A 23,091-nucleotide genomic window follows, 5' to 3' on the forward strand; every position below is an offset into this window, starting at 1 on the left:
CGGGCGATTCGCCATATAATGCGCGCCTTCCCGGAACCCGGCGGTTTCCGGCGTTTTTACTTGCGCCAATCCTTGGGCCCTGTGGCCCGCGGCCTGGCAGCGATCGCAAGATTTTAAGGAGAGCCATCGTGGCGCGTATTGCTGGCGTGAACATCCCGACCCAGAAGCGGGTGATCATTGCATTGACCTACATCACCGGCATCGGCCCCAAGAAGGCCTCGGAGATTTGCGAGAAGGTTGGCATCCCGGCCGAGCGCCGCGTGCACCAGCTGACCGACGCCGAAGTGGCGCGGATCCGCGAGACCATCGACCAGGGCTACACGGTCGAGGGCGACCTGCGACGCCAGACCGCCATCAACATCAAGCGTCTGATGGATCTCGGCTGCTATCGCGGCCTGCGCCACCGCAAGGGCCTGCCGGTCCGCGGCCAGCGCACCCACACCAATGCCCGCACCCGCAAGGGCAAGGCGGTTGCGATCGCCGGCAAGAAGCAGGCGACGCGCTAAACCAGGTTTGGCGGCGGGATCCAACCGCCGCCCCATGCTAAGGAACGGACGAAAATGGCGAAAGCTGCTGCTGCTGGCCAACGTGTGCGCAAGCGCGAGCGTAAGAACATCACCTCGGGCATCGCCCATGTGAATGCGAGCTTCAACAACACCATGATCACCATCACGGACGATCAGGGCAACACGGTGGCCTGGGCTTCGTCCGGCGCGCAGGGCTTCAAGGGCTCGCGCAAGTCGACCCCCTATGCCGCGCAGGTCGCCGCCGACGTTGCCGCCAAGAAGGCGATGGAACATGGCGTGAAGACCCTCGAGGTCGAGGTGAAGGGCCCGGGTTCCGGCCGCGAGAGTGCGCTCCGCGCGCTGCAGGCCGCCGGCTTCACCATCACCTCGATCCGCGACGTGACGCCGATTCCGCATAACGGCTGCCGCCCGCCGAAGCGCCGCCGCGTCTGAGAATACGTCCGGCCGGCCAAACGTGCCGGCTCGAAGAGCGACGCGCGCGGGAAGGTCTGCTTCCCGCCGCAGTCGTTTCTGGACCAAGCATTCACTCGGATCACCGGACCGCAACGACAGAATGGTTGCCGGCCGGTTTTGAGAAAGGAACGACCCCTGTGATTCAGAAGAACTGGACCGAGCTGATCAAGCCGAACAAGAAGTTCGACGCCGCCGGCGACGCCAAGCGCGCGGGCACCCTGGTGATGGAGCCGCTCGAGCGCGGCTTCGGCCTCACCCTCGGCAATGCGCTGCGGCGCGTGCTCCTGTCCTCGCTGCAGGGTGCCGCCGTCACCGCGATCCATGTCGATGGCGTGCTGCACGAATTCTCCTCGATCCCGGGCGTGCGCGAGGACGTGACCGACCTCGTCCTCAATGTGAAGCAGATCGCGCTGCGCATGGGTGGCGACGGGCCGAAGCGCATGCGCCTGAAGGCGCAGGGGCCGGGCGAAGTGAAGGCCGGCCAGATCGAGGCGGGCCACGACATCGAGATCCTCAACCCGGATCTGGTGCTGTGCACCCTCGACCAGGGCGCCAACCTCTCCATGGAATTCACCGTCAATGCCGGCAAGGGCTATGTCCCGGCCGCCAACAACCGTCCCGAAGACGCGCCGATCGGTCTCATCCCGGTCGATGCTATCTTCTCACCGGTGAAGAAGGTGGCCTACAAGATCGACAACAGCCGCGTCGGCCAGGTGACCGATTACGACAAGCTGTCGCTCTCGATCGAGACCAACGGCGCCGTCACCCCGGAGGACGCGCTGGCGATCGCCGCTCGCATCCTGCAGGACCAGCTGCAGCTGTTCATCAATTTCGAGGAGCCGACCGCGGCCGTGGCCGAAGTCGCCGCCGCCGAGCCGCCCTTCAACCGCAATCTGCTCAGGAAGGTCGACGAGCTCGAGCTTTCGGTGCGTTCCGCCAACTGCCTCAAGAACGACAACATCGTATATATCGGCGATCTGGTGCAGAAGACCGAGGCGGAGATGCTGCGCACGCCGAATTTCGGCCGCAAGTCGCTCAACGAGATCAAGGAAGTCCTCGCCCAGATGGGTCTCCATCTCGGCATGGAAATCCCCAACTGGCCGCCCGAGAACATCGAGGATCTGGCGCGCCGCCTCGACGAGCCGTATTGAGGTTCTGAATTGGCGCTGCGCCGCTGACGGTGCAGCGTCGGGGTCATGGTGACCCGTCCCGGTCGTGCCTGGAGGAATTTCTCCGCGGCGAGCCGGGGGTGCAATCGGATCTGCCGACGCCGCCGAGCCATGCTCGCCGGCAACCGACGGCAGGCCAGACGTGAAGGAGTGAGATCATGCGACACGGTATGAACGGCCGTAAGCTCAACCGGACCAGCAGCCACCGGAAGGCCCTGTTCAAGAACCTGGCCCAGGCCCTGGTCAAGCACGAGCAGATCAAGACCACCCTGCCCAAGGCGAAGGACCTGCGTCCGATCGTCGAGCGCATGGTCACCACCGGCAAGAAGGGCGGCCTCGCCAATCGCCGCCTGCTGATCGCCCAGCTGGGCGACGAAAAGCTGGTCGAGAAGCTCCTCACCACCCTGGCCGACCGCTACAAGAACCGCGCCGGCGGCTATACCCGCGTGCTCAAGGCCGGCTTCCGTCATGGCGACATGGCGCCGATGGCCGTGATCGAGTTCGTCGATCGCGATGTCAGCGCCAAGGGCCAGGATTCCGGCCCCAAGCAGAACGCCGAGGCCGAGGAAGCCGCCGCCTGAACCGGCTGACGGCACGGATGCTCACGGAAAGGGCGGCCTTGCAGGCCGCCCTTTTTGCTATCATGTGATGGTCTGCACGCCTGCTTCTTCCGTCAGCATGCCCGGGCCCCGCCCAGGCATGACGTGGCAGGTCCGGACCAGCCATCGCCAGGGATTCTAGACCGCGCCATGAACAGCCGCATCGCCACGCTTCTCGCCAGTCTGCTGATCGTCGGAGCACTGCCGCTGGCCGCCACCGCCCAGCAGGCGGTGCCGACCTCGCCGCAGCAGATCGACCTAACTTTCGCACCGCTGGTGAAATCGGCGGCCCCGGCGGTGGTCAACATCTACACCCGGACCAAGGTCAAGGAACGGCGCGTCGCGCCCTTCTTCGACGACCCCTTCTTCCAGCAATTCTTCGGCGACCAGTTCAAGTTCAGCCAGCCCAAGGAGCGGGTGCAGAGTTCGCTGGGCTCGGGCGTCATCGTGCGGGCCGACGGTCTCATCGTTACCAACAACCACGTCATCGAGGGTGCCGACCAGATCCGTGTCGTGCTGGCCGACAAGCGGGAATACGAGGCCAGGATTCTCGCCGCCGAGGAGCGGCTCGACCTCGCCCTCCTCAAGATCGACACGGCCGGCGAGCAATTGCCGGTCCTGCCGCTGCGCGATTCCGACGAGCTGGAGGTGGGTGATCTGGTGCTGGCCATCGGCAATCCCTTCGGCGTCGGTCAGACCGTCACCTCCGGTATCGTTTCCGGCGTCGCCCGCACCAATACCGGCATCGGCGATTACGGCTATTTCATCCAGACCGACGCCGCCATCAATCCCGGCAATTCCGGCGGCGCCCTGATCGGCACCGACGGGCGTCTGGTCGGCATCCCGACCGCGATCTTCTCCAAGACCGGCGGATCGGTCGGCATCGGCTTCGCCATTCCCGCCAACATGGTGGCAGCGGTGATCAAGGCGGAAGGCCAGGGCGGCAAGTTCGTGCGGCCCTGGGTGGGGGCGGCGGGCGAGACCGTGACGGCGGATATCGCCAAGAGCCTGGGCCTCGCGCGGCCCGGCGGTGTGGTCGTGCAGGAGCTCTATCCGGAGGGGCCGGCGGCGCGGGCCGGTATCAGGCCGGGCGACGTCATCCTTGGCGTCAACGGCCGGCCGGTCGAGGATCCGGAGGGGCTGCGTTTTCGCCTCGCCACCCTGCCGGTGGGCGCACAGGCGACCATCAATGCCTTGCGCAAGGGCGAAAAACTCGACCTCGCGGTTGACCTCATACCGCCCCCGGACAAGCCGGCCGCCGACGAGATTCTGCTCGACGGCCGCCAGCCGCTGGCAGGGGCTCTCGTCGTCAATCTGTCGCCCGCCGCCGCGGAAGAGCTCAATATCGGCGCGTGGTCGGGGGTCGCCATCGCCAAGATCCGCCGCGGCAGCATCGCCGACCGCGCCGGTTTCGAGCCGGGCGACGTGATCGTGAAGCTGAACGAGCAGACAGTGGCATCGACCCGCGATCTCGCCGCCGCCCTCGAGGGCACGCGTGCCCCCTGGTCGGTCGCCGTCGACCGCGGCGGCACCGTCCGCACCTTCCGCCTGGATTGAGGCGGCGGGGGTGAGCGGCCTCTTCGAAGCCCAGGCGCCGCGACCGCTGGCCGACCGGCTGCGCCCGCAGAAGATCGCCGACATCGTCGGCCAGGACCATCTGATCGGCGCCAACGGTCCGATCGCCCGCATGCTGGCGGCGGGCCAAGTCTCCTCGATGATCCTCTGGGGCCCGCCCGGCTGCGGCAAGACCACGCTGGCCAAACTGCTGGCCGACGGCGTCGATCTGCATTTCGAACTGCTCTCGGCGGTCTTCTCGGGTGTGGCCGATCTCAGGAAAGTGTTCGAGGCGGCGCGCGAGCGGCGGCGGATGGGCCAGGGCACGCTGCTGTTCATCGACGAGATCCACCGCTTCAACCGCGCCCAGCAGGACGGCTTCCTGCCCTATGTCGAGGATGGCACCATCGTGCTGGTGGGGGCCACCACCGAGAATCCGTCCTTCGAGCTCAATGCCGCCCTCCTGTCCCGCGCCCAGGTCTTCGTGCTTAACCGCCTCGACGAGGCGGCGATGGCGCAGTTGCTCGGCCGCGCCGAGGCGCTGATGGGCTATCGCCTGCCGCTGGATGCGGCGGCACGCGCCGCCCTCTTCGAGATGGCCGATGGCGACGGGCGCTATCTCCTCAACCTCGCCGAGGAACTTTTTCGCCTGCCGCCCGAGGTGACGCTGGACCCGGCCGGCCTTGCCAAGGCGGTGCAGCGCCGCGCCCCGCTCTACGACAAGGCGCAGGAGGGGCATTACAACCTTATCTCGGCGCTGCACAAATCGCTGCGCGGCTCCGACACCGATGCCGCCCTCTACTGGTTCGGCCGCATGCTGGATGGCGGCGAGGACCCGCTCTATGTCGCCCGCCGCCTGGTGCGCTTCGCGGTCGAGGATATCGGCCTCGCCGACCCCAACGCCCTTGTGCAGGCGCTGGCCGGCTGGGATACCTACAAGCGCCTCGGCTCGCCGGAGGGCGAACTGGCGCTCGCCCAGGTGGTGATCTATCTCGGCACCGCGCCCAAATCGAATGCCGCCTACAAGGCCTACAATGCCGCGCGGCGAACGGCGAAACAGCATGGTTCGCTGATGCCGCCCAAGCACATTCTCAATGCGCCGACCAAGTTGATGAAGGAACTCGGCTATGCGGCGGGCTATGCCTATGACCACGATGCCGAGGACGGCTTTTCAGGTCAGAACTATTTCCCCGACGGCATGCGGCGCGAACGATTCTACCATCCGGTCGAACGCGGCTTCGAACGCGACCTCGCGAAGCGGCAGGAATACTGGGACAAGCTGCGCCAGAAGCGCCAGTCGGCAGAACGCCAGGCGGCGCGGCGGGACCAGGATGACAGGGATCAGGACAGCTAGCGCATCACCCAGTATTTCGATGTGAATTTCCCATCCGCGCCGCGCCAGATGTTAACGCGTAAGGCCGCGGCACGATCGCGCAAGGGGCCCGTTTCCGACCCCTGTTTTCCGAAAAATGCAAGCGCCTAGGTTTGCATGGATGGCGGTTTCGCCATGCAAGATGATGGGCTTGCCCGTCTTCCACCGCTTGTTTACCGTCCGACGCCAATGGCAGGGGAAATCCCGGCGCATCGACGATCGGTCCCGGTATAGGTCCAGATCGCCGTCGACACGGGATGCTGTTACGCAGATCCAGGGGTGGACGGCGGCCAATCCGCCGGAGAGAAGGCGAGCTTTCAGAATGCAGGATTACCTGTCGCCGGAGCGCGACCGTTTAGCCCTCGTCACGATCGACGCGCAACGCGATTTCATCTTGCCCGGCAGCCCGGTTGCCGTCGCCGGCGCCGTCGCCACGGTGCCCTACATGCAGCGCCTGACCCAGGCCTTTCGCCAGGCACAGATGCCGATCGTGCATATGGTGCGGCTCTATCGCTGCAACGGCTCCAATGTCGATCTGTGTCATCGCGCCCAGATCGAATCCGGCCAGCGCATCGTCATGCCCGGCACCATGGGTTGCGAGATCATCGACGAACTGAAGCGCGATCCCGCCCAGCGCATCGAGCCGGAACTGCTGCTCGACGGCAAGCTGCAGGAGGTGGGCGAGAGGGAATGGATCTGCTACAAGCCGCGCCTTTCGGCCTTCTTCCAGACCCCGGTCGAGGAACATCTGAAGGCGCTGGGTGTCTCCACCCTGGTCATCTGCGGCACCGATTTCTCGACCTCGCCGCGTTCCTCGGTCTATGCCGCCGCCAATCGCGACTTCCGCATGGTGCTGGCGACCGATGCCATCTCCGGCGCCACCGATGCCGGCCTCAATGAACTGGCCCAGATCGGCGTCTATCTGATGGCGACCGACCGGCTGCTCGACTGGCTGTCGCGCAACCGGCAAGCCGCCTGATGTCGGCCCCCTCCGCCGAGCCGAAACCGGCGCCAAAAGCGGGCGGCGTCCGCCAGGTCACGGTCAAACAGGCCGATGCCGACCAGCGCCTCGACCGCTGGTTCAAGAAGCATTTCCCGCATCTCACCCATGGCCGCCTCGAGAAGCTGCTGCGCACCGGGCAGATCCGCATCGACGGCAAGCGCGCCAAGGCCGCCGACCGGCTGGAAGCCGGCCAGGTCGTGCGCGTCCCGCCGCTGGGCGATGCCGCCCAGCCGCGCCCGGATGAACAGCCGGGTGAACCGAAACCGGTCAGCGCCAGGGACGCCGAGGCGCTGCGAAAGGCGGTGCTCTACAAGGACGACGACGTCATCGTTCTCAACAAGCCGGCGGGGCTTGCCGTACAGGGCGGTAGCGGCCTCGATCGCAATATCGACGCGATGCTGGAGGCCCTGCAATTCGAGGCGCCCGAACGGCCGCGCCTAGTGCATCGCCTCGACCGCGACACTTCCGGCTGTCTCGTCCTCGCCCGCAACCAGGCGGCGGCACGGAAACTGACCGAGGCCTTCCGCGACAAGACCACACGCAAGATCTATTGGGCGGTCACCGTGGGCGCCCCGAAGATGAACGAAGGCAGGATCGACGCGCCGCTGGCCAAGCAGAGTGTCGCCGCCGTCGGCCGGCGCGCGGCCGAGCGCGTGCAGATCGACGAGGAAGAAGGCAAGAACGCCGTCACCTATTACGCGGTGGTGGAGCGGGCCCACAACAAGGCGGCCTGGCTGGCGCTGATGCCGCTGACCGGCCGCACCCACCAGCTGCGCGCGCATTGCGTGGCACTGGGCACGCCGATCCTCGGCGACGGCAAATATGCCGGTGCCAAGGCCTATTTCGCGCGCGAGGCGCTTTCCAACCAGTTGCATCTGCATGCCCGCCAGATTCGCGTGCCGCATCCGACCAGGCGCGGCTTCATCGACGTGACGGCGCCGCTGCCACCGCATATGCAGAAGACCTGGGATTTCTTCGAATTCGCCGACAAGCCCCAGGGTGACCCCTTCGCCGGGCTCGAAATCTGACGCCGTGCAAGTGCTTGCCCCCTATCGCCTCGTGATCTTCGATTGCGACGGTACCCTGGTCGACAGCCAGGCGAACATCGTCGCGGCGATGCGGCGGGCTTTTGCGGCCCATGGCCACGCGGCACCGTCGGCGGCCGATATCCGCCGCCAGGTAGGCCTCACCCTGGAGATTCTGGTCGCGCGCCTTTCCCCCGGCATCGCCCCGGCGACGGCCCACGAGATCGCCGAGACCTATCGCGGCATCATCCGGGGCCAGCGCAGCGACGGCAGCCTGTCGGAGCCGCTTTTCGACGGCATCCATGACCTGATCCGCGATCTTGATCATCCGGCACTGTTCCTCGGCGTCGCCACGGGCAAGAACATGGTGGGGCTGGAGCATACGCTGGCCCATCACGGCCTCAGGAACCGCTTCCACACGCTGCAGACCGCCGACCGCGCCATCAGCAAGCCGCATCCCGACATGGTGCTGAAAGCGATGGCCGCATGCGGCTGCGACCCGCACGAGACGGTGGTCATCGGCGATACCAGTTTCGACATGGAAATGGCCCGCGCTGCCGGTGTCACCGCCATCGGCGTCGCCTGGGGCTATCACCCGCCCGCGGATTTGCTGGCGACCGGGGCGGCCGCCGTGATCGACCATCCCAGGGATTTCATCCCCCGTTTGCAAAGCCTTTCCTCCAGCCGCTAAAATCCGGCTCCAGCTAGGGGAGGAATGAGGCGACATGCGCATCAAGACCATTCTGGCCGGCCTGGCGATGTTGCTGGTGGCACTGTTCGCGACGGTGCTTGCCATCGTCAACTCGACCGATTTCAACGCGTACAGGGACTGGGTCGCGGCCCAGGTGAAGGCGGCGACGGGTCGCGATCTTGTCCTGGCCGGCAATGTCGAGGTCGGGCTGTCGCTCACCCCCCGGGTCACCGTCAGCGACGTCACCTTCCGCAACGCGGATTGGGGCAGCGAACCCGCCATGCTGCGTTTCGGCAAGTTGACCGCCGAGATTGAGCTCTGGCCGCTGCTCTCGGATCAGATCGTCATCCGGCGCCTGGTCCTGAGCGATGCCGACATCCTGCTCGAGACCAATGCCGAGGATGTCGGCAATTGGGTGTTCGGATCGGGCGGTGGATCGACCGCCCCGCTGCCACATGTCGGCGAGGTCGAAATCCAGCGTCTGGCCTTCCGCTTCAGGAACGGCGTCACCGGCCAGGCGGCGCGCCTCGACATCGACCAGTTGACGGCCCAGACCGACGGGCCCGGCGGCGCCATCAGCCTGGCGATGAAGGCGGCAGCGGACGGACAGATACTGCAGATCGACGGCAGCCTTGGCGCGCTGGCGCAATTCACCACCGGTCCGCTGCCGGTCGACCTCAAGGGCAGCCTCGGCGATCTGACCTTTGCCGTAGGCGGCCGCATCGACAACCCGGCGGCGGTGGACGGCATCAATCTCGACCTGACGCTGGCGGCGCCGAAGCCCGTCACCATCGCCGGCTTCAGCCTGCCGGGCCAGGGGCCCTATCGCCTGGCCGGGCAGCTGACCGGGGCGGATGGCGCCTTTACCCTGGGAGCGGCCAGCGGACGCGTCGGTGACAGCGATTTTGCCGGCGAACTGGTCTATCGCATCGGTGCCGAGCGCCCCTATCTCGGTCTGCGCCTCGCCTCGACCAAGCTGAATTCCGGGGATTTCGGGCTTGCGCCGGTGCTCTCCGGCCCGGACAAGGGACCCAGCGATGGCCGCGCCTTCTCGGCCGAGCCCTGGGACGTACCGCAACTCGACTTCCTCGATGCCGACATCGCCTGGACCGCGCAGGAATTCAACCACGGCCCCTATCCGCTGAAGAATGCCAGCATCGCCTTCACCCTGGCGGCGGGCAAGCTGACCCTCAGCTCGGTCACCGGCAATCTGGTCGACGGCCGTTTTTCGGCTGCCGGCTCGCTGGATTCGATGCAATCACCGGCACCGCTCGCGGTTCGGCTGCGGGCCGACGATGTGGCAGCGGGGCCGCTGCTGGAGACCATGGGCCTCGCTTCCGTGCTGAGCAGCCGCCAGGCCAATCTCGAGGTCGAGATCGCCGGCCCGGCGCAATCGCTGCGCAGCCTGATGGCCGGGGCCAACGGCTTCGTCACCTTCGAGGCCGGACGCGGGCAATTGCAGAACCGCTTCGCAAGACTGCTTTTTGCCGACCTGTTCCAGCTGATTTCCTTCGGCGGCAGCGATGACGCCGCGCTGGTCAATTGCCTGGTGACGCGTTTCCGCATCGAGAACGGCATCGCGCGGGCGCGCGGCCTGGTGCTGGATACGCCGGGCGCCACGGTGGTGGGTTCCGGCCAGATCGACCTGCGGGAGGAACGTCTCGGTCTCCATCTCGACACGCAGTCGAAACAGGTCAACCTCGCCAATCTCGCCGTGCCGATGAATGTCGGCGGCACGCTCAGCAGCCCCAGCGTCACGCCGGATGCGCTGGGCGCCGTCGGCAATACTGCGGAATTCGCCACGCGGGCGGCGGATCTGGCGACACTCGGCGTTCTCTCATCCCTGACCGGGCTGGGCGAATCCAAGGATCTCGGCCCCGATCCCTGCCGCACGGCGCTGGATGAAGGGGCAAAGGCCGGGCAGGGATCGACGACCAGCCCCGGCCAGAAGATCCAGCAGGGTGCCGGGCAGGTGATCGAGGGCATCGGCGAGGGTGCCAAGGCGGTCGGCGAGGAAACCGGCAAGGCGCTGGAGTCGATCGGCGAGGGCATTGGCGAAGGCCTCAACAACCTGTTCGGGAACTGAACCTCATGTCGCAACCGGCGCTGCGGCGCTTCTACAAGCAGGCCACTTCCGTCCCCTGCGGCCAGGGCCACCGCATCGAGCTCGACGGCAAGGCGTTGCACTCGCCGGCCAAGCACGAGCTGATCCTGCCGGGCCGGGCACTGGCCGCGGCGATCGCCGAGGAATGGGCGCGGCAGGGCGAGAAACTGGCGCCCCACACCATGTCGCTGATGCAGCTGGCGGCGACCGCAATCGACCGCGTCGCCCCGGAGCGGCCGCGGGTGGTGGACGAGGTGGTCGGCTATGCCGGCACGGATCTGGTCTGCTACCGCGCTGCCGAGCCGCCGGCCCTGGCCGTGCGCCAGGCACAAGCCTGGGACCCGCTGATCGACTGGCTGCGGCGACGCTATGATGTCAGCCTCGTCGCCACCACCGGAATCGTCGCCGTGGCGCAGCCGGAAGCGACGCTGGAGGCGCTCCGGCGCGTTGTTGCCGGCATGGACCATTTCACCCTTGCCGCCCTCGCCAGCATGACCGGTGCGGCTGGATCGCTGGTGATCGCGCTGGCGCTCGCCGGCGGCGAGATCACGCCGGAGGAGGCGGCCCACGCTGCCCAGCTCGACGAATTGTTCCAGGCAGAGCGCTGGGGCGAGGACAAGGAAGCGATCGACCGACGGGTGGCGCAACTGGGCGATCTGGTCGCTGCCAAAAGGTTCCTGGACCTGCTGGCGGCGGGCTGAACCGGGCGCCGGCCCGGCGGGACTTCGCCCCGCGGCTTGAGCGGGTATCGGCCCCGTGCTATCCAGAACCGCCTTCGCACCTGCGGAAAAACCCGGGGCGGCAAACAGGGCGCCTCCGACCGCGACGCTGACGGACGGTCGGAGGAGAACGGCTAGGGTGGGGAACGCGCCAGATGCAGGAAATCCTGAAACAGCTTGAGGAAAAGCGCGCGGCTGCCCGCGCCGGCGGTGGCCAAAGGCGCGTCGATGCGCAGCATTCCAAGGGGCGCCTGACTGCCCGCGAGCGCATCGAATTGCTGCTCGATCCCGGTTCCTTCGAGGAATGGGACATGTTCGTCGAGCATCGCTGCCACGATTTCGGCATGGGTTCGCAACGGGTCCCCGGCGACGGCGTCGTCACCGGCTATGGCACCATCAACGGCCGCCTCGTTTTCGTCTTCAGCCAGGATTTCACCGTCTTCGGCGGCTCGCTCTCCGAAGCCCATGCCGAGAAGATCAGCAAGGTGATGGACCAGGCGATCCGCGTCGGCGCGCCGGTGATTGGCCTCAACGATTCCGGCGGCGCCCGCATCCAGGAGGGTGTCGCGTCATTGGCCGGCTATGCCGAGGTGTTCCAGCGCAACATCATGGCCTCCGGCGTCGTGCCGCAGATCAGTGTCGTCATGGGTCCCTGCGCCGGTGGCGCCGTCTATTCCCCTGCCATGACCGATTTCATCTTCATGGTGAAGGACAGTTCCTACATGTTCGTCACCGGACCTGACGTGGTGAAGACCGTGACCCACGAAACGGTGACCTTCGAGCAATTGGGCGGCGCGCTCACCCATTCCCAGAAATCCGGTGTCGCCGATCTGGCCTTCGAGAACGATGTCGAGGCGCTCCTTGAAGTGCGCCGTTTCGTCGACATGCTGCCGGCGTCCAACCGCGAAAAGGCGCCGGCGCGTCCCTCGCCCGACCCGATCGACCGGGACGAGATGTCGCTGGATACGCTGATCCCGGCCAACCCGAACAAGCCCTACGACATGAAGGAACTCATTCAGAAAGTCGTCGACGAGGGCGAGTTCTTCGAACTGCAGCCGAACCATGCCGGCAACATCCTCACCGGGTTTGCGCGCATGGGCGGCGAGACGGTCGGCATCGTCGCCAACCAGCCGATGGTGCTGGCCGGCTGTCTCGATATCGATTCGTCCCGCAAGGCGGCGCGTTTCGTGCGCTTCTGCGACTGCTTCGAGATTCCGATCGTCACCTTCGTGGATGTGCCAGGTTTTCTTCCTGGCACCAGCCAAGAACACGGCGCCATCATCAAGCACGGCGCCAAGCTGCTCTTCGCCTATGGCGAGGCGACCGTGCCGAAGGTCACGGTGATCACAAGGAAGGCCTATGGCGGCGCCTATGACGTGATGAGTTCGAAGCATCTCCGGGGTGACGTCAATTTCGCCTGGCCCACGGCCGAGATTGCCGTGATGGGCCCGAAGGGAGCGGTCGAGATCATCTTCCGCGCCGATATCGGCGACCCACAGAAGATCGCCGAGCGGACCGAGGAGTACCGCCAGAAATTCGCCACACCTTTTGTGGCCGGGGCGCGCGGCTTCATCGACGACGTGATCATGCCGCATTCCACCCGCAAGCGCATCTGCCGCTCGCTCGCCATGCTCAGGGACAAGAAGGTCGAGAATCCCTGGAAGAAGCACGACAACATTCCGCTTTAAGGCCGCGGCGAGGAAACGCAAGATGTTCAAGAAAATCCTGATTGCCAATCGTGGCGAAATCGCCTGCCGCGTCATCAAGACCGCCAGGGCCATGGGCATCAAGACGGTGGCGGTCTATTCCGAGGCCGATGCCGACGCGCTCCATGTACGCATGGCCGACGAGGCGGTCGCCATCGGCCCGGCTGCGGCGCGCGAATCCTATCTCGTCATCGAGAAGATCGTCGATGCCTGCAAGCAGACCGGCGCCGAGGCGGTGCATCCCGGCTACGGCTTCCTTTCCGAGAACATGAAGTTTGCCGAGGTCCTGAAGGCAGCCGGCATCACCTTCATCGGCCCGGACGTGCATGCGATCTTCGCCATGGGCGACAAGATCGAATCGAAGAAGCTGGCCAAGGAAGCCGGCGTCAACATGGTCCCCGGCTTCCTCGACGTCATCAAGGATGCCGACCACGCCGTGAAGATCGCGCGCGAGATCGGCTATCCGGTCATGATCAAGGCCTCGGCCGGCGGCGGCGGCAAGGGCATGCGCGTCGCCTATAACGATGCCGAGGCAAGGGACGGCTTCCGCTCGGCGACGGCCGAGGCGAAATCCTCCTTTGCGGACGACCGCGTCTTCATCGAGAAGTTCATCGAGGAGCCGCGCCATATCGAGATCCAGGTGCTGGCCGACGGGCATGGCAATTGTCTCTATCTGGGCGAGCGCGAATGTTCGATCCAGCGCCGCCACCAGAAGGTGATCGAGGAAGCGCCATCGCCCTTCCTCGACGAGAAGACCCGCGCCGCCATGGGCGAGCAGGCGGTGGCGCTGGCGAAGGCTGTGCAATACAAATCGGCCGGCACGGTCGAGTTCATCGTCGACGGCAAGCGCAACTTCTATTTCCTCGAGATGAACACGCGCCTCCAGGTCGAGCATCCGGTGACCGAACTGGTGACGGGGCTCGACCTCGTCGAGCAGATGATTCGTGTCGCCGCCGGCGAGAAGCTGAAACTGAAGCAGAGCGACATCAGGCTGAAGGGCTGGGCAATCGAGGCGCGGGTCTATGCCGAGGACCCGTTGCGCAACTTCCTGCCCTCGATCGGCCGCCTGGTGCGCTATCGCGAGCCGAAGGCGGGGCCGCAGGTGAGGGTCGATTCCGGCGTCTATGAAGGTGCCGAAATCAGCATGTTCTACGACCCGATGATCGCCAAGCTGGTTACCTATGGCGCCGACCGGCGCGAGGCGACCCAGGCCATGCGCGAGGCGCTGGATGCGTTCCACATCCGCGGCCTCAACCACAATATCCCCTTCCTGGCGGCACTGGTCGCTCATGAGCGCTTCGTCGCCGGGCGCCTCACCACCGGCTTCATCGCCGAGGAATTCCCCGACGGCTTCCATGGTGTGCAACTGGCCGAAGATGATCTGGCCGACCTCGTCGCGGTCGCGGCCTGCGTCCATCACCAGTACGAATTGCGCGCCCATGGCCGCAGCCCCCGCTTTCACAGCAACGGTTCGGCCGTCAGCGGGGAATGGGTGGTCAAGCTGGGCGAGGCCAAGCACCGGGTGACGCTGGCGGAAACCGCAGCGGGCTTTGCGGTGATCGATGGGCGCAAGAGCCGCGAACTGGTAAGCGACTGGAAGCTGGGAGAGGTGCTGTGGCGCGGTCGCATCGACGGCCGCTCGGTCACATTGCAGGTGGACCGGATCGGCATCGGCTATCGCCTGACCTATGCTGGCGCCCAGGCCAATCTCCTGGTGCTGACCGCCCGCGCGGCGGAACTTGATGCGCATATGCTGGTGAAGCAGCCGCCGGATCTCTCGAAATACCTGCTCTCGCCGATGCCGGGCCTGCTGGTCTCGCTGGCGGTTGCCGAGGCGCAGGAGGTGAAGGCGGGCGAGGAGCTCTGCGTGGTCGAGGCCATGAAGATGATGAACATCCTGCGCGCCGAGCGCGACGGCAAGGTGGCGAAGATCCATGCCAGCATCGGCGACAGCCTGGCGGTCGACCAGGTGATCGTCGAGTTCGCCTGATGGCCGGCATTGCGCGGCGCTGCGTCATCAGCGGCAAGGTTCAGGGGGTCTGGTTCCGCGCCTGGACCGTGCAGGAGGCCACCAAGCTGGGCCTCAGGGGCTGGGTGCGCAACCGGGCCGACGGTTCGGTCGAGGCGCTCCTTGCCGGGCCGGCGGAGAGGGTGGAGGCGATGATCGCGCTCTGCCATGAGGGTCCGCGCGCGGCCCGCGTCAGCAGCGTCACGGCCAGCGATTTCTCCGGCGAGGTGCCGGCCGACTTCCGCCAGATCGACGACGCCTAGGAGGGACGATGAATCTCGGCATCGACGGCAAGCGCGCTTTGGTCCTGGGTGCCTCACAGGGTCTGGGCGCCGCATCGGCGGCGGCCCTGGCGGCGGAGGGCGTCGCGGTGACGTTGCTGGCACGCAACGCAGCGAAAATGCAGGCGCTGGTCGCGACAATGGGCGGCCAGGCCGGCTATATCGTCGCCGATCTCTTCGATCGCGGGGCGCTCGAGCCTGTCCTTGCCGATCCGCGCGGCTACGACATCCTCGTCCTCAATGCGCCGCCGCCGCCGCCGGTGACGGCACAGGCCTTCGACCGCGCCCAGTGGCGCCGGCAATTCGACGCCATGTTCCTCAACCAGATCGAACTCGCCGCCCATCTCGGCGCCGGCATGGCCAGCCGTGGCTGGGGCCGCATCGTCTCGATCGCGTCCACCAGCGTGCAGGAGCCGATCCCCGGCCTGGTCTATTCGAACGCGCTGCGCGCGGCGCTGCAGAACTGGCTGCGCTCGCTGGCGGATGAAGTGGCGGGGCAGGGCGTCACGGTGAATACGGTGGCACCCGGCGCCTTTGCGACCGAGCGCACGGCGAGCCTCGATACCGCCGCCGCGGCGCGCAGCGGCAAATCGCTGGAGGCGATTCAGGCCGAAGGCGCGGCGGAGATCCCGGCCGGCCGCTATGGCGAGGCGGCCGAGTTCGGCGCCATGGTCGCCTTCCTCTGCGGCCAATCCTCTGCCTATACCACCGGCGGCTATTTCCGCCTCGATGGCGGCTCGAGCCGCGGCGCTATCTGAGGCCGGGCTTCGGCTGCAGCGCGGATTGCAGCATATCGGCATTCGGGCAGAAACCCTGCCACGCATCACGCCGCCGCCACCCATCGGCAATCCAGTGGGCGCAGGTGTCATGGGTCGGACAGGCGAGGCAACGCTGCATGGCGGTTTGCAGCCGATCCGTGCCGCATTGCTGCTGAACGGTTTCGGGCCTGAGGTCGAGCAGGATTAGCATGGCGCCGAGCGAGGCGCCGGATTCGGCGCGACCCGGGGCGATTTCTTCCGGATTCATGATACGTCTCCATCCACTGCGTTCCCCTCTTTGCTCGCGGGGGATCGGCGAATTAGGGACCCGGACATCACCCCGCGCCAATGTGGCGAATTGTGCCGCGACCAAGGGTCGCGCCAGGATGGTCGGCAAGTCAGCCGCCGGGTCAACTGCCGGGTCAGCTGCCGAATACCTCGTCGAAGGCACCCCGGAGCGCCATGTCGAGTTCGGGCATCGAGATGAGGATGCCGAGTTTCACCAGCGAGGTGACGCCAAAGGGCGTCGCTTCGCTTTCCGCGATGCCGCAGGGCACGATGCCGGCGAAATGCGCGAGATCGGGTTCGAGGTTGAGCGAGATGCCGTGATAGCTGACGCCATGCCGCACGCGCACGCCGATGGCGGCGATCTTGTCCTCGCGCCTGCCCTCTGCCACCCAGATGCCGACGCGCCCCGCGCGCCGCTCGCCCTTCACGTTGAAGCGGGCGAGGGTGCGGATCAACCATTCCTCGAGATCGTGGACGAAGCCGCGCACGTCGCCGCCGCGGGCGCGCAGGTCCAGCATGACATAACCGATGCGCTGGCCAGGGCCGTGATAGGTGAACTGGCCGCCGCGTCCGGCCTGATAGATGGGGAAGCGGTCGGGCTGCAGCAAATCGGCGGGGCGGGCGCTGGTACCGGCGGTGTAGAGCGGCGGGTGCTCCAGCAGCCAGACGGTTTCCGGCGCCGTCCCGGCCCTGATCGCGGCAACGCGGTTCTCCATGAAAGCGAGGGCTTCCGGGTAGTCGACCAGCCGATCTTCCGCCAGCCACGTCAGATGCTGCAATTCACTCACGGCAACCCCTTTGAAACATTGATGTTTTTGTTTGCTTGATCGGCGCCAGCCGATTTGCTATTCCCCGGCGCGCTGTCTGGCAAGGGTCATGTGACCCTTGGGGGCGCGGTCGTGGCGGAATTGGTAGACGCGCAGCGTTGAGGTCGCTGTGGGGCAACCCGTGGAAGTTCGAGTCTTCTCGACCGCACCAACCTGACAGCCTTCTTTCCGAGCCGCTCCGTTGGCTCGTCTATCTCCCTGAATCGACAGAAAATTCCCGCCAGCGCGCATGTCGCCGCGCTGGCATCCCTTGGCCCTGCCGCTATAATCCGCGCCAATTGCCGGCAGTGGAGGATGGGGCGACATGGCGGACGACAACCTGCGGGAAGGCGCGCTGGAATATCACCGGCGGCCGAAGCCCGGCAAAATCGCCATCACCGCTACCAAGCCGCTCGCCAACCAGCGCGATCTGGCTCTGGCCTATTCGCCGGGTGTTGCCGCCGCGTCCGAGGCGATTGCCGCCGACCCCGCGACCGCTGCCGAATTCACCAGCCGCAGCAACCTCATCGCCGTGGTCAGCAACGGCACCGCCGTGCTGGGCCTCGGCGCCATCGGCCCGCTGGCGGCAAAGCCGGTGATGGAGGGGAAGGCCGTCCTCTTCAAGAAGTTCGCCGATATCGACGTCTTCGACATCGAGGTTGACGCGACCGATCCCGACAAGTTCGTCGAGATCGTGGCGGCCCTCGAGCCCACCTTCGGCGGCATCAATCTCGAGGACATCAAGGCACCGGAATGTTTCGAGATCGAGGCGAAGCTGAAATCGCGCGTCAAGATCCCGGTGATGCATGACGACCAGCACGGCACCGCGATCGTCGTCGCGGCGGCGCTGATGAACGCACTGGAAGTGGTCGGCAAGAACCTTGCCGACGTGAAGCTGGTGACCTCCGGCGCTGGTGCGGCGGCCCTGGCCTGCCTTGATCTTCTCGTCGCGCTGGGCCTGCCGGTTGCCAATGTCACGGTCACCGACATCGTCGGCGTCGCCTTTGCGGGCCGCACCGAGCTGATGGACCCCAGGAAGGCGAAATATGCCCGCCGCACCGATGCGCGCACCCTGGGCGATGCCATCCGCGACGCCGACGTGTTCCTCGGTCTCTCGGCGCCGCGCGTGCTCACCCAGGAGATGGTGGGCCGGATGGGGCAGAGGCCGATCATCTTCGCGCTGGCCAATCCGACCCCGGAGATCCTGCCCGAGGAGGTGAAGGCGGTGCGGCCCGACGCCATCATCGCCACCGGGCGCTCGGACTATCCCAACCAGGTCAACAACGTCCTCTGCTTCCCTTTCATTTTCCGCGGCGCCCTCGATGTCGGTGCGACCGAGATCAACGAGGCGATGAAGGTCGCCTGCGTCCATGCCATCGCCAAGCTGGCGCGGGCCGAATCCTCCGACGTCGTCGCCTCGGCCTATGGCGGACAGGAATTGCAGTTCGGCCCGGAATTCCTGATCCCCAAGCCGTTCGATCCGCGCCTCATCGTCGAGGTGGCGCCGGCGGTGGCGAAGGCCGCGATGGAGAGCGGCGTCGCCACGCGGCCGATCGCCGATTGGGACGCCTACCGGACCGGGCTGGAGCAATTCGTGTTTCGCTCTGGCCTCGTCATGAAGCCGATCTTCGAGCGGGCGCGCGCCGACCAGCGTCGCATCGCCTATGCCGAGGGCGAGGACGAGCGCGTATTGCGCGCCGTGCAGTCGGTGGTCGACGAGCGCCTGGCGCGACCGATCCTGATCGGGCGGCGCGGCGTGGTCGAGCGCCGCATCCAGAAGATCGGCCTGCGCCTGGCCGAGGGGCGCGATTTCGAATTGTGCGATCCCGAGGGTGATCCCCGCTACAACGAATACTGGTCGCTCTATCACAGCTTGACCGAGCGCAAGGGAGTGACACCGGATTCGGCGCGGACCCTGGTGCGCACCCGCAACACGCTGATTGCCGCGCTGATGGTCCGGCGCGGCGAGGCCGATGCCCTGATCTGCGGCACGGTCGGTCGCTTCGAGCGCCATCTCGGTTATGTACACGAGGTGATCGGCCGCAAGCCGGGCCTCAAGGCCTATTCCACGGTCACCGCCGTCCTGCTTTCCTCGGGAACCTTCTTTATCACCGACACCGAGGTGACAGCCGAACCCACCGATGACGAGATCGCGGAAAGCGCGGTGCTGTCGGCGGAATGGCTGCGCCGCTTCGGCATCGCGCCCAAGGTGGCACTGTTGTCGCATTCTAATTTCGGCTCCTCCGACACGGCTTCCGCGCGCCGGATGCGCCGGGCGCTCGGCCTCATCCTGCAGCGCGATCCGGAGCTCGAGGTCGAGGGCGAGATGAAGGGCGATTCGGCGGTATCCGAGGCAATCCGGGAGCGGCTGTTCCCGTCCTCCCGCCTCAGGGGCCGCGCCAATCTGCTGGTGATGCCCAATCTCGACGCCGCCAACATCACGCTCAACCTGCTGCGCCTGCTGGGCGAGGGGCTCTCCATCGGCCCGATCCTGCTCGGCACCAATCTGCCGGCGCATATCGTCTCGCCGGCAATCTCGGTGCGCGGCCTCATCAACATGACGGCGATCGCCGCGGTCGAGGCGCAGGACCGGCAGCCCGAGCGCAGGAAGGCTGCCGATGGCCGGAACGGCTGACGATCCGCGCGAGGAGAAGGAGGAGCGCACCACCCTCGTCGAGACGGTGGACGAGGAGGAGCTCTACGGTCCCTCCGAGGAATTGCTGGAGAACGTCTCCTCCGCCCTCGCCGCGGGCGATGTCGCCCTGGTCGAAAGCCTGATCGAGCCGCTGCACCCGGCCGATGTCGCCGACCTCATCGAGCATCTGGAACCCGAGCAGCTGCAGCTGTTCCTCGACATCACCCGGCACGCATTGGAGCCGGAGACGATCTCGCATCTGGACGAGACCCTGCGCGAGGAAGTGGTCGAGCAGATGGCGCCCGCCGAACTCGCCCGGGTCGTCACCGAGCTCGATTCCGACGATGCCGTCGACCTGCTGGAGGATCTCGACGACGAGACCCAGCGCCAGGTGCTGGAAAACCTGCCGGCGGAAGAACGCGGCTTTATCGAGCAGGGCCTGACCTATCCGGAGGACAGCGCCGGGCGCCTGATGCAGCGCGAGCTGGTGGCGGTGCCGGCGAGCTGGGATGTCGGCCAGACCATCGACCACCTGCGCGGCAGCGCCGACCTGCCGGATGATTTCTACGACCTTTTCGTGGTCGATGCGGCGGGCAAGCCGGTCGGCTCCGTGCCGCTTTCCCGGGTGCTGCGCTCGAAGCGCGGAACCGGCCTCAACCGGATCATGGACGAGGAACTGCGCCTCGTCCCCGCCGATACCGACCAGGAGGCGGTGGCCTATCTCTTCCGGCAATATGCGCTGATGTCCGCCCCCGTGGTGGATGCGGCCGGTCGCCTCATCGGCGTCATCACGGTCGACGACGTCGTGCGCGTGATCGACGAGGAAGCGGAGGAAGACCTCCTCAACATCGTCGGCGTCGGCGATACCGACTTTCACGCGCCCGTTCATGTGACGGCCTTCCAGCGCGTCCGCTGGCTGGTGGTGACGCTGGTCAACACCCTCATCGCCGCCTTCGTCATCTCGCGCTTCGAGGATACGATCGGGCATTACCCGGCCCTCGCCGTGCTCATGCCGATCACGGCCGCGATGGGCGGCAATGCCGGCGTCCAGGTCATCACCGTGACGGTGCGGGCACTTGCCACCCGCGACATCACCCCCAATTCCAATGTCGGACGCATCGTCATGAAGGAACTGGCGGTGGGCTTCATGAATGCCCTGGTCTTCGCCGCGATCCTCGGCACACTGGGCGGGTTCTGGTTCGGCAATCTGGCTCTCGGCTTCGTGCTGGGCGCCGCCATGATCTTCAACATGGTCTGGGCCGGCTTTGCCGGCACCACCATCCCGATCGTCATGGAAAAGCTGGGCTTCGACCCGGCAACCGGTGCAGGCCCCTTCCTCACCACCACCACCGATTGCCTCGGCTTCTTCGCCTTCCTCGGCCTCGCCACCCTCTTCCTCACCTGAGGAGAGCGCATGGCGGATATCCGCTTCGCGGTCTTGTGGGTGGCCGCCGCGGCTGGCAGGATGCCGCCTCGCGTGAAGCATGGAGGGGAATGGCATGGCTCTCGAAATGCGCGGCACCTGCGAGAAATGCGCGCGGATTCTCCCTGAGGATTCGGCCGACGCCCTCATCTGCTCCTATGAATGCACCTGGTGCTCCTCCTGTGCCCAGGCCATGAGCCACATCTGTCCCAATTGCGGCGGCGACCTGCAGCGCCGCCCCGCCCGCCAGAAAAAGGAAAGCCGCGCATCATGACCCGTCGCCTGATCTCCTCCGGTTCCGCCTTCGAAAAGACCGCCGGCTATTCCCGTGCCGTGGTGGATGGCGACTGGATCTTCGTTTCCGGCACCACCGGCTTCGACTATGCCAAGATGAGCATCTCTGACGACGTGGTGGAACAGACCCACCAGACCTTCCGCAATATCCAGGCGGCGCTGGAACAGGCCGGCTCGGGCCTCAAGGACGTGGTGCGAGCCCGCTACATCATCGTCGACCCCGCCGACTGGCCCAGGGTGGCGCCGGTCTTCGGCCAGTATTTCGGCGAGATCCGCCCGGCCTCGACCGCGATCATCTCCGGCCTGGTCGACCCGAAGATGAAGATCGAGATCGAGGTCACCGCCAAGAAACAGGGGTAGCCCATGCCGACCATCCTCATCACCGGCGCCAATCGCGGCATCGGCCTGGAACTCGCCAAACGCTATGCCGCCGCGGGCTGGGTCGTCATCGCCTGCTGCCGCAAGCCGAAGGAGGCGAGGGCGCTTGCCGCCATCAGGGGCGAGGTCGAGATCCGCACCCTCGATGTCGCCAAGCCGGCCTCGATCGCAAGGTTGAAGGCTGCCCTCGGCAAGCGCCCGATCGACCTGCTGCTCAACAATGCTGGAGTCTATGGCCAGCGCGGCGGTTTCGGCAGGACCGATCCCAAGGATTTCCTGGCGACCATTCAGGTGAATTCCCTGGCGCCGCTGCTGCTTGCCGAGGCCTTGCTGCCCAATCTCATGAAGGGCGGCATGAAGAAGATCGCCTCGATCACCAGCAAGATGGGTTCGATCGGCGACGGTCCGGGTGGCGGCGGCTATGCCTATCGCGCCTCCAAGACGGCGCTCAACATGGTGATGGCGAACGCAGCTGCCGAGTTGAAGGGCAAGGGGATCTCGGTCGTCGTGCTGCATCCCGGCTGGGTGCAGACCGACATGGGCGGTCGCAACGCACCGGTGAAGGTGGGTGACAGTGCCGCCGGCATCATGCGCGTGATAGACGGCCTGACGCCGGCACAGAGTGGCCGCTTCTTCAATTACGATGGCAGCACCATCCCGTGGTGAAGGCGCCGGTCGAGTTCTATTTCGACTTTTCCTCGCCCTATGGCTATCTCGCCGCGCACCGGGTCGAGGCGCTGGGCGCGGAACTGGGTCGCGACATTCTCTGGCGGCCGATCCTGCTGGGCGTTGCCTTCAAGGCGACCGGGCAGTCGCCCCTCATCGCCCAGCCCCTGCGCGGACCCTATCACCTCCACGACCTGAAGCGCACGGCAAGGCGCCTCGGCCTGCCGTTCCAACTGCCGGAGGGATTTCCGCTCCCCACCATGGCGGCGGCGCGGGCCTTCTACTGGGCGGAGGCGCAATCGCCGGCCGCGGCGAAGAAACTGGCCCTGGCCCTGTATGACGCCTGCTTCGCCGAGGGCATCAACATCACCAAGGGCGAAACGGTGGCCGAGATCGCCGGCAAGGCCGGATTCGATGCCGATGCCATCCTCGCTGCCATCGCCGATCCCGCCATCAAGGAAAGGCTGCGGGCCGAGACCGATGGCGCCGTCGCCAGGGGCGTCTTTGGCTCGCCCTTCTTCATCGTCGACGGCGAACCCTTCTGGGGCAATGACCGCCTTGCCGATTTGCGGGACTGGATCAAGAGCGGCGGCTGGTGACAGGAAGAAGTGGCCTCTTTAGAGTGGCTGGCA

Annotated in this window: 23 protein-coding genes and 1 tRNA gene; 22 read left to right on the top strand and 2 right to left on the bottom strand. The window is 66.3% G+C overall.

Annotation, left to right across the window (positions count from 1 at the left end):
• Window positions 1–128: 128 nt before the first annotated feature.
• The 15 genes from rpsM to A8950_RS01730 all read left to right on the top strand — a co-directional run bounded on the left by rpsM (window position 129) and on the right by A8950_RS01730 (window position 15,969).
• Window positions 129–506 (top strand): 30S ribosomal protein S13, encoded by a 378-nt coding sequence (rpsM, locus tag A8950_RS01660; protein ID WP_133611810.1) that lies wholly within the window; start codon window positions 129–131, stop codon window positions 504–506.
• A 54-nt stretch (window positions 507–560) separates the two neighbouring features.
• Window positions 561–959: a 30S ribosomal protein S11 gene (rpsK, locus tag A8950_RS01665; protein ID WP_133611812.1), complete on the top strand. Its 399-nt coding sequence runs from the start codon at window positions 561–563 to the stop codon at window positions 957–959.
• Between the two features lie 158 nt (window positions 960–1,117).
• On the top strand, window positions 1,118–2,131 hold the full coding sequence (locus tag A8950_RS01670) for a DNA-directed RNA polymerase subunit alpha (RefSeq protein ID WP_133611813.1): 1,014 nt from the start codon (window positions 1,118–1,120) through the stop codon (window positions 2,129–2,131).
• Window positions 2,132–2,307: 176 nt separating this feature from the next.
• Window positions 2,308–2,730 carry a 50S ribosomal protein L17 gene (rplQ, locus tag A8950_RS01675; RefSeq protein ID WP_133611815.1) on the top strand — a complete coding sequence of 141 codons (423 nt, stop codon included), beginning with the start codon at window positions 2,308–2,310 and terminating at the stop codon, window positions 2,728–2,730.
• A 168-nt stretch (window positions 2,731–2,898) separates the two neighbouring features.
• Window positions 2,899–4,305, top strand: coding sequence for a Do family serine endopeptidase (locus A8950_RS01680; RefSeq protein WP_133611817.1), 1,407 nt, complete (start codon window positions 2,899–2,901; stop codon window positions 4,303–4,305).
• Between the two features lie 10 nt (window positions 4,306–4,315).
• A complete protein-coding gene (locus A8950_RS01685) occupies window positions 4,316–5,656 on the top strand; it encodes a replication-associated recombination protein A (protein WP_133611819.1) in 1,341 nt (446 codons plus the stop codon).
• Window positions 5,657–5,996: 340 nt separating this feature from the next.
• A complete protein-coding gene (locus A8950_RS01690; protein WP_133611820.1) occupies window positions 5,997–6,653 on the top strand; it encodes a cysteine hydrolase family protein in 657 nt (218 codons plus the stop codon).
• On the top strand, window positions 6,653–7,705 hold the full coding sequence (locus A8950_RS01695) for an RluA family pseudouridine synthase (protein ID WP_133611822.1): 1,053 nt from the start codon (window positions 6,653–6,655) through the stop codon (window positions 7,703–7,705). Before A8950_RS01690 ends, A8950_RS01695 begins: the two co-directional genes overlap by 1 nt.
• Window positions 7,706–7,709: 4 nt before the next feature.
• A complete protein-coding gene (locus A8950_RS01700) occupies window positions 7,710–8,393 on the top strand; it encodes an HAD-IA family hydrolase (protein ID WP_208109705.1) in 684 nt (227 codons plus the stop codon).
• A 34-nt stretch (window positions 8,394–8,427) separates the two neighbouring features.
• On the top strand, window positions 8,428–10,479 hold the full coding sequence (locus tag A8950_RS01705; protein WP_133611824.1) for an AsmA family protein: 2,052 nt from the start codon (window positions 8,428–8,430) through the stop codon (window positions 10,477–10,479).
• Between the two features lie 5 nt (window positions 10,480–10,484).
• The gene (locus A8950_RS01710; protein ID WP_133611825.1) at window positions 10,485–11,198 is read left to right on the top strand and encodes an ATP12 family chaperone protein; all 714 of its coding nucleotides are present in this window, start codon (window positions 10,485–10,487) and stop codon (window positions 11,196–11,198) included.
• Between the two features lie 173 nt (window positions 11,199–11,371).
• On the top strand, window positions 11,372–12,904 hold the full coding sequence (locus A8950_RS01715) for an acyl-CoA carboxylase subunit beta (RefSeq protein WP_133611827.1): 1,533 nt from the start codon (window positions 11,372–11,374) through the stop codon (window positions 12,902–12,904).
• A 22-nt stretch (window positions 12,905–12,926) separates the two neighbouring features.
• Entirely contained in the window at window positions 12,927–14,912 is a 1,986-nt protein-coding gene (locus A8950_RS01720; protein WP_133611829.1) for an acetyl-CoA carboxylase biotin carboxylase subunit, read from the top strand.
• The gene (locus A8950_RS01725; RefSeq protein ID WP_133611830.1) at window positions 14,912–15,193 is read left to right on the top strand and encodes an acylphosphatase; all 282 of its coding nucleotides are present in this window, start codon (window positions 14,912–14,914) and stop codon (window positions 15,191–15,193) included. The genes A8950_RS01720 and A8950_RS01725 overlap by 1 nt, the downstream gene beginning before the upstream one ends.
• Window positions 15,194–15,201: 8 nt before the next feature.
• Complete coding sequence (locus A8950_RS01730; protein WP_133611832.1) at window positions 15,202–15,969, top strand: SDR family oxidoreductase; 768 nt, start codon at window positions 15,202–15,204, stop codon at window positions 15,967–15,969.
• On the opposite strand, the gene A8950_RS01735 is transcribed toward A8950_RS01730, so the two are convergent.
• Entirely contained in the window at window positions 15,962–16,237 is a 276-nt protein-coding gene (locus A8950_RS01735; RefSeq protein ID WP_133611834.1) for a DUF6455 family protein, read from the bottom strand. The two genes, A8950_RS01730 and A8950_RS01735, sit on opposite strands and share 8 nt — an antisense overlap.
• Window positions 16,238–16,391: 154 nt before the next feature.
• Entirely contained in the window at window positions 16,392–17,036 is a 645-nt protein-coding gene (lipB, locus tag A8950_RS01740; RefSeq protein ID WP_279513024.1) for a lipoyl(octanoyl) transferase LipB, read from the bottom strand.
• Window positions 17,037–17,150: 114 nt separating this feature from the next.
• Here lipB and A8950_RS01745 point away from each other — a divergent pair.
• From A8950_RS01745 to A8950_RS01775, 7 genes are all read left to right on the top strand, one after another.
• A tRNA-Leu gene (locus tag A8950_RS01745) sits at window positions 17,151–17,235 on the top strand.
• A 153-nt stretch (window positions 17,236–17,388) separates the two neighbouring features.
• Entirely contained in the window at window positions 17,389–19,698 is a 2,310-nt protein-coding gene (locus A8950_RS01750; protein ID WP_133611836.1) for an NADP-dependent malic enzyme, read from the top strand.
• Complete coding sequence (mgtE, locus tag A8950_RS01755) at window positions 19,682–21,103, top strand: magnesium transporter (RefSeq protein ID WP_133611838.1); 1,422 nt, start codon at window positions 19,682–19,684, stop codon at window positions 21,101–21,103. The genes A8950_RS01750 and mgtE overlap by 17 nt, the downstream gene beginning before the upstream one ends.
• A gap of 94 nt (window positions 21,104–21,197) precedes the next feature.
• Complete coding sequence (locus A8950_RS01760; RefSeq protein WP_133611840.1) at window positions 21,198–21,395, top strand: DUF1272 domain-containing protein; 198 nt, start codon at window positions 21,198–21,200, stop codon at window positions 21,393–21,395.
• Window positions 21,392–21,775, top strand: a complete 384-nt coding sequence (locus tag A8950_RS01765) for a RidA family protein (protein ID WP_133611842.1) — start codon at window positions 21,392–21,394, stop codon at window positions 21,773–21,775. Before A8950_RS01760 ends, A8950_RS01765 begins: the two co-directional genes overlap by 4 nt.
• A 3-nt stretch (window positions 21,776–21,778) precedes the next feature.
• A complete protein-coding gene (locus tag A8950_RS01770) occupies window positions 21,779–22,459 on the top strand; it encodes an SDR family oxidoreductase (RefSeq protein WP_133611844.1) in 681 nt (226 codons plus the stop codon).
• A complete protein-coding gene (locus A8950_RS01775) occupies window positions 22,453–23,058 on the top strand; it encodes a 2-hydroxychromene-2-carboxylate isomerase (RefSeq protein ID WP_322090922.1) in 606 nt (201 codons plus the stop codon). The genes A8950_RS01770 and A8950_RS01775 overlap by 7 nt, the downstream gene beginning before the upstream one ends.
• Window positions 23,059–23,091: the final 33 nt, after the last annotated feature.

Origin of the sequence: Dongia mobilis (genome assembly GCF_004363235.1) — a bacterium.
Taxonomy (GTDB): Bacteria; Pseudomonadota; Alphaproteobacteria; order Dongiales; family Dongiaceae; genus Dongia; species Dongia mobilis.